12 protein-coding genes are annotated in these 13008 nt (G+C 62.9%); 4 read left to right on the top strand and 8 right to left on the bottom strand.

The window, feature by feature from the left end; all coding sequences use genetic code 11:
• Nucleotides 1–1290: 1290 nt before the first annotated feature.
• The 3 genes from LF599_RS01065 to LF599_RS01075 all read left to right on the top strand — a co-directional run bounded on the left by LF599_RS01065 (nt 1291) and on the right by LF599_RS01075 (nt 4062).
• Nucleotides 1291–2277 carry a glycosyltransferase family protein gene (locus tag LF599_RS01065; RefSeq protein ID WP_279521958.1) on the top strand — a complete coding sequence of 329 codons (987 nt, stop codon included), beginning with the start codon at nt 1291–1293 and terminating at the stop codon, nt 2275–2277.
• Between the two features lie 10 nt (nt 2278–2287).
• Complete coding sequence (locus LF599_RS01070) at nt 2288–3106, top strand: TatD family hydrolase (protein WP_279521959.1); 819 nt, start codon at nt 2288–2290, stop codon at nt 3104–3106.
• Between the two features lie 62 nt (nt 3107–3168).
• A complete protein-coding gene (locus tag LF599_RS01075) occupies nt 3169–4062 on the top strand; it encodes a DMT family transporter (protein WP_279521960.1) in 894 nt (297 codons plus the stop codon).
• Here the strand turns inward: LF599_RS01075 and LF599_RS01080 are convergent.
• Entirely contained in the window at nt 4059–4415 is a 357-nt protein-coding gene (locus LF599_RS01080) for a PilZ domain-containing protein (protein WP_279521961.1), read from the bottom strand. The two genes, LF599_RS01075 and LF599_RS01080, sit on opposite strands and share 4 nt — an antisense overlap.
• Nucleotides 4416–4517: 102 nt before the next feature.
• Between LF599_RS01080 and LF599_RS01085 the strand changes: the two genes are divergently transcribed.
• A complete protein-coding gene (locus LF599_RS01085) occupies nt 4518–5378 on the top strand; it encodes a 4Fe-4S ferredoxin (RefSeq protein ID WP_279521962.1) in 861 nt (286 codons plus the stop codon).
• Nucleotides 5379–5534: 156 nt separating this feature from the next.
• Here LF599_RS01085 and glpX read toward each other — a convergent pair whose 3' ends face one another.
• The 7 genes from glpX to LF599_RS01120 are packed head-to-tail and all read right to left on the bottom strand — an operon-like array spanning nt 5535 to nt 12998.
• Nucleotides 5535–6518, bottom strand: a complete 984-nt coding sequence (gene glpX, locus LF599_RS01090) for a class II fructose-bisphosphatase (RefSeq protein WP_279521963.1) — start codon at nt 6516–6518, stop codon at nt 5535–5537.
• Nucleotides 6519–6527: 9 nt separating this feature from the next.
• Complete coding sequence (gene tkt, locus LF599_RS01095; RefSeq protein ID WP_279521964.1) at nt 6528–8489, bottom strand: transketolase; 1962 nt, start codon at nt 8487–8489, stop codon at nt 6528–6530.
• Nucleotides 8490–8514: 25 nt separating this feature from the next.
• Complete coding sequence (rpiB, locus tag LF599_RS01100) at nt 8515–8955, bottom strand: ribose 5-phosphate isomerase B (RefSeq protein ID WP_279521965.1); 441 nt, start codon at nt 8953–8955, stop codon at nt 8515–8517.
• Nucleotides 8952–9281: a hypothetical protein gene (locus LF599_RS01105; RefSeq protein WP_279521966.1), complete on the bottom strand. Its 330-nt coding sequence runs from the start codon at nt 9279–9281 to the stop codon at nt 8952–8954. The genes rpiB and LF599_RS01105 overlap by 4 nt, the downstream gene beginning before the upstream one ends.
• Nucleotides 9278–10153, bottom strand: coding sequence for a hypothetical protein (locus LF599_RS01110; RefSeq protein WP_279521967.1), 876 nt, complete (start codon nt 10151–10153; stop codon nt 9278–9280). Before LF599_RS01110 ends, LF599_RS01105 begins: the two co-directional genes overlap by 4 nt.
• Nucleotides 10150–11904, bottom strand: coding sequence for a tetratricopeptide repeat protein (locus LF599_RS01115; protein WP_279521968.1), 1755 nt, complete (start codon nt 11902–11904; stop codon nt 10150–10152). The genes LF599_RS01110 and LF599_RS01115 overlap by 4 nt, the downstream gene beginning before the upstream one ends.
• A gap of 29 nt (nt 11905–11933) precedes the next feature.
• Complete coding sequence (locus tag LF599_RS01120; RefSeq protein ID WP_279521969.1) at nt 11934–12998, bottom strand: sigma-70 family RNA polymerase sigma factor; 1065 nt, start codon at nt 12996–12998, stop codon at nt 11934–11936.
• Between the last annotated feature and the right edge of the window lie 10 nt (nt 12999–13008).

A 13008-nucleotide genomic window follows, 5' to 3' on the forward strand; every position in this document is an offset into this window, starting at 1 on the left:
TGGGTAATTCCCCACAGGCGTTTGGTTGCGGAGGAGGGGTGTTTTTGCGGGATGGTGCGCCAGCTTGTTAGAGCTGTGAGAGCCAGTGGGGTCGGCTTCGCCTTCCCCCAGCTTCCATGCCCTGCGCGGGCGGCGGATCTTTTTTGCTTGCCCAAAAAAGAACCAAAAAAGGGCCTTGCGCCAGCTCGGCCGCCCGCAGGATCTTCGGCGAGAATCCGATCCGCTCGGGTCGGCTCCACCCGATCAAAAGTATAGGGCCTTCTCTGGTGTAAAGCTCCCCACTTTCGATAGCACTTTCTTGATCGTCACAGGAGCCGCCGCCCCTTCGCGGTCGGCTTCTACGCCGCTGATCCAGGGCTAGTGCTAGTAGGACCTTTAAGGGGGGCGGTCGCCTTTGGGTGTTTTTAGGAGAACGAAGAGCCTGAAATAGGTTTTCCCGCGTCCGAAAACAGAACCTCGCTTGCGCGGGAGACGTTCGAAAGCCGGGGCCTAGAGCCTGTCTGAAGCGGCGAAGCGTGGGCCGACTGCGTCTGCCAAAGGCAGACATCCTGTCGGGCAGCGAAAGCCGCTACAGGCTCTTGGCCACTGCTTTCGGGAGTACGCAGGGCCGAAAAGCGCAGTTTTTGCTTCCTTTTTTCTGCGCCAGCAAAAAAGGAAGTCGCCGTAAAGGCGAAACAAAACGTAAGGATAACCTACACCGTCGAACGCGAAGCGCGCTAATATCCACGCGCTACATCACACTTGCCTTTGGGAGGGTTTTCATTTCGCTTATGGAAGCTCCTTCGAGAACGAAGAACCCAAATGAGCCTTCCCGCGTTGGAAGACAGAACCTCGCTTGCGCGGAAGACATTCGAAAGCCGGGGCCTAGAGCCTGTCTGAAGCGGCGAAGCGTGGGCCGACTGCGTCTGCCAAAGGCAGACATCCTGTCGGGCAGCGAAAGCCGCTACAGGCTCTTGGCCACTGCTTTCGGGAGCACGCAGGGCCAAAAAGCGCAGTTTTTGCTTCCTTTTTTCTGCGCCAGCAAAAAAGGAAGTCGCCGTAAAGGCGAAACAAAACGTAACGATGACGTGCATCGTCCGCCGCGAAGCGCGGTGTTATCCCCGCGCGTGACTTGATTGTCGCCAACTCGTGATGGGGCTGAAAGGCTTGTCACCCTGGCATAGGGTAAAAACCATTCAGCCAGCACGGAAGAGAACTCCTTCCCTCCTCTGCGGGGCGGGCCTCCCACACAGCCCGCCCCGCAGCCTCTGCTTGCCAAACATGCCTGTTTGTGATTCACAGAAAGCGATCATGCGTACATTTATTTTTCTGCCGCCGGTATCCAAACCCACCGGAGGCGTCACCGTGCTTCGACGGATAGCCGACATCCTCCATCAGGCCGGTCACGAGGCTTACCTCGTGGCCAGGGAGAAGGGGAGTTGGCGTCCTGATGGACTGGCCGACGCCGCGCCGGTGCTGGAGTGGGAAGCTTTGAAGCTGACCGGGTCGGACGCCTGGGTGGTCCCCGAGGGGTGGATCAACGCCCTGGCTCCCGGCCTGTACGCGAGTGCCCAGTGCTTCAGCTACGTCCAGAATTGGGCCTATCTTTTTTCCTCCATGCCCGACGGCGTCGACTGGCACAGCCTGCCCGTGGAATTTCTGGCCGTGTCCGATCCGGTCTCGCGGTTCATCAAGGAGACCACCTGCAAGGATGCCCCGATCCTGCGGCCCGGCATAGACCTGTCTGTCTTCCGTATGCCCGACGCCAAGCCCGGCGGGCGGGTGCGGGTGGCCTACATGCCGCGCAAGAACAAGGCGCTGGTGGAGCAGATCAAGGCCATTCATCAGCATCGCTGTGGCGGGAGCCAGGTCGATTGGGTGCCCATAGACGGCATGGACGCGAACGGCGTGGCCGAGACCCTGCGCGCGTCCCACATATTTCTGGTTACGGGGTTCCCCGAGGGGTGTCCCCTGCCGCCGCTGGAGGCCATGGCCTGCGGCTGTCTGCCAGTAGGTTTCACCGGATTCGGCGGGTGGGACTACATGCGTCAGATCCAGGCCGCGCCGCGTCATACCCCGTGGATTCCCCTGCGCGAGGTCCCTTGGGGCGGCAACGGGTTGTGGTGCGCCGACAGCGACGTGCTCGACGCCGCGCTCTGCCTGGACGACGCCGTGCGCATGTTCCAGGACAAGGACCCGGCCCTCGTGGCCGCCCTGGCCGCAGGCCAGAAAACCGCCAACGCCTATTCCCTTGAGGCTCAGAGGACGGCCGTTCTCGACCTTTGGGAACAACTGTGAGTCGATACTGATGGGAAAGACCAATCGTCCCGAACCCGAATCGCTGGAGCTGCCCCCGGTAGGGGTGGATTCCCACGCCCACCTGGATCTTGAGGATTTTGACGAGGACCGGGAAATCCTTATTCGCCGCGCCCTGGATTCCGGTGTGAGCCGGATCATCAATGTTTTTCTCGGGCCCGACGCCTACGAGCGCGGGCGCGGGCTTTTCGACGCCCACCCGGAGATCAGTTTCCTGATGGGCGTGCACCCAAACGACGCGGACCAGCTTACCGACGAGATCGAGGAGCGGATGCGCGGTCATTTCAAGACGGACCCGCGCCTCAAGGGAGTGGGCGAAATCGGCCTGGACTATTACTGGGACCGCGTGCCGCCCGAGGTGCAGAAGACCGCCTTTGTCCGGCAACTGCATATGGCCCGCGAGCTTTCCCTGCCCGTGATAATCCATTCGCGGGACGCCAACGGCGACACCATGGAGATTCTGGAGGCCGAGGGCTTTCGGGAATATCCGCTGCTGTGGCATTGCTTCGGCGCGGGTATCGAACTGGCCGAGCGGATTGTGGCGAACGGTTGGCATATCTCCATCCCGGGTCCGGTGACGTTCCGCAAGAAATCCGACGACGTTCAGGCCGCTGTGGCCCGCATCCCGTTCGAGCGGCTGCTCCTGGAGACCGACTGCCCATACCTCGCCCCCGAGCCCTGGCGCGGCAAGCGAAATCACCCGGCTCTGAGCGTTTTCACGGCCCGCCGTGTAGCCCAGATCAAGGGCCGTCCCGTTGAGGATGTGTGGCGCACGGCAGGCGACAACGCCCGCCGGTTCTTCGGTCTCTAGCCCCGTCTTCGCAGCCCCTTGTCTTCGCTTGACTTGGGGTTGGAAAGGCATAGTGTGCGCTCATGAATTTCCTCACTCCGGGCATGAGGCTCATGCTCCTCGGCACCTTCTTTTTCTCCGTCGGCTCACTGTTCGTGAAGATGGCCGGAAGCCGTTTGCCCACCATGGAGGTGCTCTTCGTGCGCGGGCTTGTCGGCGTGGTGCTCTGCCTCATCATGCTGCGCAAGTCCGGGGCGGGCATGTTCGGCAAACGGAAAATCCTGCTTGCCGCACGCGGTATCCTTGGGTTCGGAGCCATGTTCGCCGACTTTTACGCCATCGTGCATCTTCCCCTTGCGGACGCCCTGGTGCTGATCTTTTCCCACCCCGTGACCGTGGCCCTGCTCGCCTGGGCGCTCATGGGCGAGCGGCTGTCCAAGAGCGCCATGTTTTCGATCATCATGTCCCTGGCGGGCGTGACGCTGGTCTGTCGGCCGGGTTTCCTGTTCGGCGGGGCTCCCGAGCTTGACCCTCTGGGGTTGCTGGCCGCCCTGGTCAGCGTGTTCCTGACTTCCTGGGCCATTCTGTCCGTGCGGGTGCTGGCCAAGACAGAGCCCCCGGCGGTGGTCATGCTCTATCCGCCTATCGCCATCAGCCTGCTCGCGCCGCTTTTCATCGACGGCTGGGTGATGCCGACCGCTTTTGAATGGGGCGTGCTTGTCGGGGTGGGGGTGTTCATGAACATCGGCCAGTTCTTCATGACCAAGGGGTATGCCATCGAGTCCGCGGCGCGCATCAGCGGCGTGTCCACTCTGGAAATAGTGTTTGCGGCCATGTGGGGGATGCTCTTCCTGGGCGAAATCCCCGACCTTTGGACCGTGGGCGGAGGGTCGCTTATCATCTTCGGCGTGCTGGCCCTCGGGCGCAGCGGTATGCGCGAACGGGCCGCCGCCCTGAGAAAGGGAGTGGCGGGCTAAAGCCTCTCGAACACGCGCAGCAGCTCCTCGTCCACCTTTTCGGGACGTTCGGCGTTGAGGGTCACCAGGCGGTGCAGGAAGGTGAAACTCAGCTCGTCCATCTCCCTGAACGACATGGCCGCGGAGTCTCCCTTTGCGCGGACGATCTTACCCGACACCACGATGCGGATGCCCGGCGAAAGCGGCAGGTGCAGTTCGCAGGCGGTCCCCTCGGCGCAGTCTCCGCAACCGTCGAGGAGCGCGCCCTTGAGGCTCAGGTTCCTGGTGGACACGGGGGTGACCACGTCGCCGACGGTTATGTACGCTTCGAAACCGGCGTCGATGCGGGTATTGCGCCGTTTATTGCTGTCCATGCGGCTCTCCTTTCTTGGCGGATCATATCACAACAGTCGTTGGGGGCTCAATCGTATCAATGAATGATTGACTGGTTTTCGATATCGGTTTTATTGGAAGTCATGAATATCAACCAACTTTCTTCCATTGTTGCCGAGTGGATGGCCGTCCCCGGGAACAATTCCATCGCCCCCGGAATGCCGCTGCCCGCCTTCGACACCCCGCTGATCGGGTGTGCCGCAGGCGACGATTCGCTTTTCGATTTCCTTAAGCGGGATATCGGGCCGGATTTCTACTGGACCCCGGCGGAAGCCTTTGCCCTGGCTTTTCCCGAGGCCGGAGCGACCGGCGCGGATCTCAGCGTGGTATCCTGGGTGCTGCCTCAGACGAAGAATACCCGCCAGGCGCACGCCCTCAACAAGGAGTTTCCGAGCATCGAGTGGAGCCGCGCCCGTCATTACGGCGAGAAGGTCAACGAAGCGTTGCGCCGGTTCGTGGTCCGGTCGTTTGAGGGGGAAGGGGTGCGCGCTTGCGCGCCCGCGCTGCTGCCCACGTGGACGCGGGCCGAATCCCCCAAATACGGATTCGCTTCCACCTGGTCCGAGCGGCACACGGCCCATGTGTGCGGGCTGGGCACCTTCGGTCTTTCGGACGGCCTGATTACGGCCAGGGGAAAGGCCATTCGCGTCGGATCGGTCATCGTGCAGGCGCGGCTGACTCCCACTCCCCGGACCTATACCCATCACAACGAATGGTGTCTTTTTCACGCCAAGGGGAAATGCCGGGCGTGCATCAAGCGGTGTCCGGCCGGAGCCATTTCCGAGAAAGGTCACGACAAGGCCAAGTGCAAGGCGTATATCCGCACCATTACGGCCGCGCACGTGGAGGAGCATCAACTCGGCTTCCGCGTCAACAGTTGCGGCCTGTGCCAGGTCAAGGTCCCGTGCGAGAGCAGGAACCCCACGGCCCCGAAATCGGAATAGCCCAGCACTATGGCATAGCCGCTTCGGAAGTTGCCTCTTCGAACAGGGGCTCCCCTGGTAGCTGGCTTTCGCGCGCGGAATGCGGCCGAGAAAGTTCGCAAAAAAAGGCCGGACCCCGTACAGGGTCCGGCCTTTTGATGTCTTGTCGAATGCGGCCTAGTCGTATTCCACGGCGGAGAAGCGCATCAGCGCATCCCAGTTGTGGATGGCTTCGACGTAGCGGATGGTGCCGGTCTTGCCGCGCATGACCAGGGAAGAGGTCTCGGCTCCGTGGCCGTGGTAGGTGACGCCCTTGAGGAAGGTGCCGCCGGAGATGCCGGTTGCGGCGAAGAAGAGGTCCTCGGACTTCACCAGGTCGGATACGGTGAGCACCCGGCGGATGTCCATGCCGAATTCGGCCAGGGCGTTCTTTTCCTTCTGCTTCTGCGGGTCGAGCTTGGCGAACATCTCGCCGCCCATGATACGGATGGCGATGGCCGAGAGCACGCCCTCGGGGGTGCCGCCGGTGCCCATCATGACGTCAACCTCGCTGCGCGGGTCGATGGCCATGAGAGAGCCGGTGATGTCGCCGTCGGTGTGCAGCTGGATGCGTGCGCCCGCCTCGCGGATTTCAGAGATGAGCTTCTTGTGGCGCGGCTTGTCCAGCACGAAGACGACCAGGTCGTCCACGTCCTTGTCCAGGGCGCGCGCGATGAGCTTGAGGTTGTGGCCGGTGGGGGCTTCGATATCCACCACGTCCTTGGCGTGGGCCGGGACGACCAGCTTCTGCATGTAGAAGCTCGGGCCCGGATCGAACATGGCGCCCGCCGGGCAGACGCCCACGACGGAGATGGCGTTGGGGCGGCCGTTGGCAAGCAGGTTGGTGCCCTCCAGCGGGTCCACGGCGATGTCCACCTTGGGGCCGATGCCCAGGCCGAGCTTTTCACCGGCGTAGAGCATGGGCGCTTCGTCCTTCTCGCCTTCGCCGATCTTGATCTCGCCTTCGATTTCCAGGGTGTTGAAGCACAGGCGCATGGCGTCGACGGCCGCCTGATCGGCGGCTATCTTGTCGCCTTTGCCGAGCCAGCGGGCGCAGGCCAGGGCAGCGGCTTCAGTGACACGGACCAGGTCCAGTGCGAGGTTTTTCTGTGGGGCTTCCATGTTCGTCTCCTAGTATTTCTCCCGGATCATCCGGGCGAAGTTCTCCGGGGTGAACCCGTACTTGTCGGACAGGATCTTGCCGGGGGCGCTGGCGCCGAAGTGGTCAACGCCGAGAACGACGCCGTCCAGGCCGACATATTTGTGCCAGAGGGTCGTCCGTCCGGCTTCGGCCGCGGCGCGTGCGGTGACTTCCGGCGGCAAAACTTCATTTTTATACGATTCAGGCTGATCGTCAAACAGTTTGGTCGACGGCATGGATACCACGCGGACCTTGCGCTTGAGGAGCTTGGCCGTTTCGAGGCAGAGGGAGACCTCCGAGCCGGAGGCGATGAGAATCAGGTCCGGGGTGCCTTCGCAGTCCTTGAGCACGTAACCGCCGCGGCGCGGGCCGTCGGCAAGCGCCGGGTATTCGGCCGGATCGAGGATGGGCAGGCCCTGGCGGGTCAGGAACAGGGTGGAGGGCATCTTCTCCTGCTTGAGCGCGATGTCCAGGCAGGTCCGGGTCTCGTTGGCGTCGGCGGGACGCAGATCGATGAGGTCCGGGATGAGCCGCAGGGAGCTGACATGCTCGATGGGCTGGTGCGTGGGACCGTCCTCGCCCACCCAGAAAGAGTCGTGGGTGAAGACGTACAGGACGGGCAGCTCCTGCAGGGCGGACATGCGGATGGCATTGCGGCAGTAGTCGGAGAAGGTCAGGAAGGTGGCGCCGAACGGGAGCAGGCCGCCGTGCAGCTGCATACCGTTCATGATCGCCGCCATGTTGAACTCGCGCACGCCGAAGGCGAGGTTGCGCGCTCCGTAGCCGTCCACGGCGAAGTCGCCGTAGGTGTTCCGGAAATTGGCGGTCTGGTTGGACGGGTCGAGGTCGGCGGAGCCGCCCACCAGGGTGGGCAGGGAGTCCATGACGGCGTCCAGGCAGGTGCCCCACGCCTTGCGGGTGGCCATGCTTTCGCCGGGGGTGAACTCGGGCCAGTCGATGGACAGCTCGGAGCGGGAGCGGATTACGTGGGCCCACATCTCGGCGAAGGCCGTGTCGTTCAACTTGGCGTCCAGCATGGACTGCCAGTCGGCGGCGTTCTTGCGCAGGCCGTCGAACCGGGCGCGGTAGGAGGCGACCACGTCCTCGGGGACATGGAAGGACTCTTCGGGCAGGCCGAGCTTCTTCTTGGTGGCCGCGATCTCGTCGGCCTTGAGGGGCTCGCCGTGGGTCTTGTGGCTGCCTTCCAGGGAGGCGCAGCCCTTGGCCATGACCGTGTGGCCGATAATCAGGGTGGGCTTGCCGGTTTCGAGCTGCGCGGCCTTGATGGCTTCGCGGATTTCATCGTGGTTGTGGCCGTCCACTTCCAGGACCTGCCAGCAGAGTCCCTCGAAGACCTTGCGATGGTCGGTGCAGTCCGCCTTGCAGGTGGGACCGGCCAACTGGATCTTGTTGGAGTCGTAAAAAACGATGAGCTTGCCCAGCTTCCACAGACCGGCCAGGGAGGCCGCGCCCATGGCGATGGGCTCCTGGAGATCGCCGTCGGAGGAGAGTACGTAGGTGTAGTGGTCCATGACGTCCGCGCCGAGCTTGTCGCGCAGGTACGCCTCGGCCGAGGCGAAGCCCACGGACATGGCGAGGCCCTGGCCCAGCGGGCCGGTGGTGGCTTCGACGCCGGGAGTCAGGTGCACCTCGGGGTGGCCCGGGGTCAGGGAACCGAACTGGCGGAAATTCTTGATGTCGTCCATGGAGATGAAGCCGTTCAGGTGCAGAAGGCTATAGAGCAGCATGGACTCGTGTCCGGCGGAGAGGATGAAGCGGTCGCGGTTGAACCACTGGGAATCGTCGGGGTTGAAGTTCAGGAATTCGGAAAAGAGGATGGTGGCGTAGTCGGCCGAGGACATGGCCCCGCCCGGGTGGCCCGAGTTGGCCTTGGCCACGCCGTCCATGATCAGTCCCTTGACCACGGCGATGGTCTTGTCCGTCTGTGTCATTGTTGGATACCTTTTTTTAGTGAGGTTATTGGGAGACAGTGTCGATGAGGTCGATGCGCCGCTTGTGCCGCTCGCCACCAAACTGCGTGTCGAGAAAGGCCTTCAGGATCTCCAGGGCGAGGCCCTGGCCGGTGACGCGTTCGCCCATGCACAGGCAGCGGGCGTCATTGTGCTCGCGGGCCATGCGGGCGAGAAATTCGTTGGTGCACAGGGCCGCCCGGACGCCCATGCGGTTGGCGGTCATGGTCATGCCCTGGCCCGTGCCGCAGATGAGCACGCCGAGCTTTTCGTCGTCCGCCTTGAGCTTGTTGCACACCTTGGCCGCAAAGACCGGGTAGTCGCAGGAGTCCAGGCAGTCCGGCCCTTCGTCCTCCACGGCAAAGCCCCATTCCTTGAGAGCCTTGATGCAGGCGGTCTTGAGATGATAGCCCCCGTGATCGGAGCCGATGACGATGGTCTTGCTCACAGTTCTCCCCCTTGGGATGCGTCGCCTTCCCGGCGGACGCGCTTCATGCGTTCTTCGCGGTCGTTGGACAGTTCTTCCCTGAGGGCCGCGATCTCCTCCTTGAGGAAGCTGATCTGCTTGAGGCAGAGTTCCTTTTCGTCCTTTCTGCCGCGGGGCGCCTCGGCGATGCGACCGAGGATGCCATATTCCCGATCCAGTTCTTTTTCAAGCCTGCCGACCTCGAAGCGTCCCGATATGGACCGGGCAAGCCATTTCATCTCGGCAAGCCACGTCTTCAGTCCGAGCAGAAAAATGTCCAAGACCGTTTCCTTCGGCTGTGTGCTCATTGCTCGTCCTCGCGGATAGTGGGGAGTTCCCCTGTTTTTTCGTCAGTGTATCCGTTGTCCAGACGGATGGGGGTGATGTTCCCGGGCAGTTCCAGGGCCAGGGACCGGGCAGGCCAGGGGGCAATCATAAGCTCCCGGCTCTTTATGTGCAAGACGCCCTGCTCCCCGTTATCCAGCGACAGGGTCAGCCTGTCGGGCAGGGCGATCACGCCGGGCGCGGCGTCCTCGAAGCGGTCCATGGTGAAGGACCACCGGACTTCCCCGCCGGTTTGGTTGATAGTCCCTTCCAGCAGAAGCGGGCGGCCGAGGCGGTCCAGCTCGATGCGGCGGACAGCCCCCTTGTCGAATTCGTAGACGTAGCGTTCGCCGTCCTGTGCGGCCTGCGCGTAGCGGCGCGGGGCCAGTCCCGAGAAGTAGCCCATGACGGCGTGGGCGAGCCGGGACAGGGAAAAGGGAAAGGGCATCCCCAGGCGGGTGGCCCCGAGAACCGGGTTGCGGTGGGCGTATGCCTCGCCTTCGGCCGGATAGAAGACCAGCAGGCCGTCCCCGTCCTCGCGGATATGCGCCAGGAGCTTGCCGATGGAGGCGGATACGTCGAGCCGCATGGGGCCGTCAAAGTCTCCCCACAGGGAGACCAGGGTGCGGTTGGTTCGCCGGATGGGTTCGGTCCTGGAATAGTGCAGGCTGGCCCGGACCTTGAGCGCTTCGCCCTCCGGCCGGATGCAGTAGTGCTGTCGGAAGGCGTTCCAGGCGGCTCGGGGAGTGTCCAGTTCCATGCCGGGCGGTATCCTGGTGGCGCAACCCGAGAGGACCGTCAGGATCAAGACGGCCACGGTCGCCGCCGGAACGTGCGTCGATCCGAGTCGGCTCATAGCTTTTTCAGCTTCTCCCTGACGGCGTCGGATTGGGGCGAATGGTATTTCAGGGCGAAATTGTACCCCTTGCGCGCTTCCTTGGTCTTGCCAAGGGCAGCGGCGATGTCGCCGTAGTGTTCCCAGATGGTCGGGTCCTTCTCGATCACGTCCACGGCGTAGCCGATGTACTCCCAGGCCTTTTCCAGGTTCCGTTTCTTGAAGTGGACCCACGCAACGGAATCGAGGATGTAGCCGTTCTCGGGATCGAGGGAGGAGGCCTTGGTCACCAGAACCAGGGCGCGGTCCAGCTCGCGGTTTTCCTCGGCCAGGGTGTAGCCTACGTAGTTGAGCGCGTTGGCGTGGTCGGTGTGGGTGCGGATCAGGCTTTCCATCAGGGCCATCCCTTCGGGACGGCGGCCCATGGCCTCGTAGACCATGGCCAGCTCGTAGGTCAGTTCGGGGTTGTCCTCAAGCAGCGACAGCCCTTCCTTGAGAGAGGCTTCGGCACCGGGCAGGTCGCCCGTCTGCCTGCGCAGTCCGGCTTCGAGGATGTAGAAAACTTCGGCCCTGGGATAGAGCTTCTTGCCCTTGGCGGCCACGGCGAGCGCCTCGTCTGTCTTGCCTTGCGCCGCGAGTAGTTGCGCCTTGAAGCGCAGGGCGTGGGGGTAGAGTCGGTCCGTCTCCTTGACCTCGCCGAGGTAGGACATGGCCTTTGCCGGATCGTTTTCACCCTCGTCGGCGATGACCGCCTTGTAGAAGTAGTATTCGGCGGGCACCGTGCCGCCGGCGGTGAGCATGTCGAGGACGGTGGAGCCCTGGGCGAAGAAGCCCTCGTTGATGAACATGAGCACCGCGTCCAGGATGAAGCTCTTGGAGGGCGGGCCGGACAGGGCCAGATCAAGAGCCTTGTCCGGGTCGTTCAGCTTGAGGTTCAGATTGATGAGCCGGAGTCGCGCCTCGGGAAAGGAATCGCTCTGTTCCAGGATCGTGCCGTAAATGCCTTCGGCGGCCACGTAGTCCTTGGCCAGCTCATACTGGTAGGCCAGTTCCACCATGGCCTCGGTGAACTCCGGGTCCATGGCCACGGCCTTCTTCAGGTTGGCGATGGCCGCATTGCGCATTCCCAGGTTGCCCTGGACCCGTCCCATTGCGTAAAGGGCGTCGGCGGAGCGTTCCTTTTCGGGAATCTGCGTGAGCACGTCCAAAGCCCTGGCGTCCTGCCCTGCGTCCATGAGCATCTGGCCCAGCCGCTCGCGGGCCTCAAGGTCGTCGGGATGGCGTTCGAGGAAGCCGTCCATGATCGAGATGGCGTCGTTCGCGCGGTGGTCGGCGACGTAGGAATTGGCCAGGTACAAGGTCAGCAGCCGGTTGTCCGGAAATTTGTCGAGCCCCTCCTTGAGGGCGGCGCGGGACCGGCTCGTGCCGTCGGGATGGTTCCAGTACAGGCCCGCTTTTTCCACATAGAGATGGGGGGAGGGCGCCTGGGCCAGGATACGGTCCAGCGCGGCTGCGGCCCGGGCATGGATTTCGGCGGCCTCCTTGGTGGTCATGGTGCTGCGGGGGCCCTCCTGGGCGCGGCGCTGCAACTGATGAAGGAGGTCCTGATAGACCAGATAGTCGTAGTCGAGTTGGGCCGATTCGGTCATGGGCGGCGCGGGCATGGGCTCGGCCGTGTGCCTTCCGGCGGCGCATCCGGCAACGGCCAGGAGCGCGAGGAGCGCCAGGGCAGCCAGTGCGGTGTGAGAGTCATGCCTAGAAAGTCGTTTCATCCGTCCGTCCCGGTTGGCGTCGCCGCCGATTAATCGTGCTCCAGCACCCAATCGCTGGAAAAATCCTTGACCTTGTCCGTCAGATGCTCGCGAATCTTGGCCATGAGCCGGGCTTCGATTTGCCGGACGCGCTCTCTGGTGACGCCGAATTCCTCGCCGATTTCCCGCAGGGTCACGGGATCGTCGGAGAGCAGCCTGCGGTCCAGGATGGCCACTTCCTTTTCGTTCAGGGACGAGCGGATTTCCCTGATGTTGTTCAGGAGCAGTTCGACGATCTGGTCGTTGGCGATGGATTCCTCCACACCCGGCGCCAGAGAGGGCAGAAAGTCCATCTTGGTGGCGTCGGAGTCGTCGGCCAGCGGGGTGTTCAGGGACATGTCGTTCTTGGACAGCCGCTGGTCCATCTCGTCGATCTCGGCCTCGGACACGCCGAGCCGCTCGCTCAGGGCCTCGGTGGAGGGGTCGAACCCCAGGGTCTGGAGGCGCTGACGCTCCTTGTTCAGGTTGTAGAACAGCTTGCGTTGGGTCTGGGTGGTCCCGATCTTGACCATGCGCCAGTTGTCCATGATGTACTTCAGGATGTACGCCTTGATCCAGAAGGCCGCGTAGTAGGAGAACTTGATCCCCTTCTCCGGGTCGAACTTGGTCACGGCCTTGAGCAGCCCCACGTTGCCCTCCTGGATGAGGTCGAGGCCGTTCTGCATCCATCGCCGCTGGAAGTCCATGGCGATTTTGACCACCAGGCGGAGGTGCGAGGACACCAGCTTGAAGGCCGCGTCCTGGTCGTTGTCCTCCTGGACCCGCTTGGCCAGGGCGTATTCCTCTTCCGGGGCCAGCATGGGAAACCTGGCGATTTCCTTGAGGTACAGCTGCAACGGATCACGAATCCGCACCGCCTTGGATGAAGGAGCGGGATTCAGCGCCGGGAGCTTGTTCCTCCGTTCATCGACTTTGGCGGGAGGGCTGGAGGGAGTGTCGGCCGTCACGTCCTCGCAGTCGTCGCCGAAGTCGTCTTCGTTGAAGTCGGTCTCTTCGAAATCGTCTTCTTCGACGATTTCCGGTTCGACCACCTCGGTCGTTTTTTCAGATGTCATCGCAAATTAT

The organism is Pseudodesulfovibrio thermohalotolerans, assembly GCF_021353295.2.
Classification (GTDB): Bacteria; Desulfobacterota; Desulfovibrionia; order Desulfovibrionales; family Desulfovibrionaceae; genus Pseudodesulfovibrio; species Pseudodesulfovibrio thermohalotolerans.

What these genes read in the sequence shown, in the direction of transcription:
- LF599_RS01065 (WP_279521958.1), top strand. Translation starts at nt 1,291, where the DNA reads ATGCGTACATTTATTTTTCTGCCGCCGGTATCCAAACCCACCGGAGGC.
- LF599_RS01070 (WP_279521959.1), top strand. Translation starts at nt 2,288, where the DNA reads ATGGGAAAGACCAATCGTCCCGAACCCGAATCGCTGGAGCTGCCCCCG.
- LF599_RS01075 (WP_279521960.1), top strand. Translation starts at nt 3,169, where the DNA reads ATGAATTTCCTCACTCCGGGCATGAGGCTCATGCTCCTCGGCACCTTC.
- LF599_RS01080 (WP_279521961.1), bottom strand. Translation starts at nt 4,415, where the DNA reads ATGGACAGCAATAAACGGCGCAATACCCGCATCGACGCCGGTTTCGAA.
- LF599_RS01085 (WP_279521962.1), top strand. Translation starts at nt 4,518, where the DNA reads ATGAATATCAACCAACTTTCTTCCATTGTTGCCGAGTGGATGGCCGTC.
- glpX (WP_279521963.1), bottom strand. Translation starts at nt 6,518, where the DNA reads ATGGAAGCCCCACAGAAAAACCTCGCACTGGACCTGGTCCGTGTCACT.
- tkt (WP_279521964.1), bottom strand. Translation starts at nt 8,489, where the DNA reads ATGACACAGACGGACAAGACCATCGCCGTGGTCAAGGGACTGATCATG.
- LF599_RS01105 (WP_279521966.1), bottom strand. Translation starts at nt 9,281, where the DNA reads ATGAGCACACAGCCGAAGGAAACGGTCTTGGACATTTTTCTGCTCGGA.
- LF599_RS01110 (WP_279521967.1), bottom strand. Translation starts at nt 10,153, where the DNA reads ATGAGCCGACTCGGATCGACGCACGTTCCGGCGGCGACCGTGGCCGTC.
- LF599_RS01115 (WP_279521968.1), bottom strand. Translation starts at nt 11,904, where the DNA reads ATGAAACGACTTTCTAGGCATGACTCTCACACCGCACTGGCTGCCCTG.
- LF599_RS01120 (WP_279521969.1), bottom strand. Translation starts at nt 12,998, where the DNA reads ATGACATCTGAAAAAACGACCGAGGTGGTCGAACCGGAAATCGTCGAA.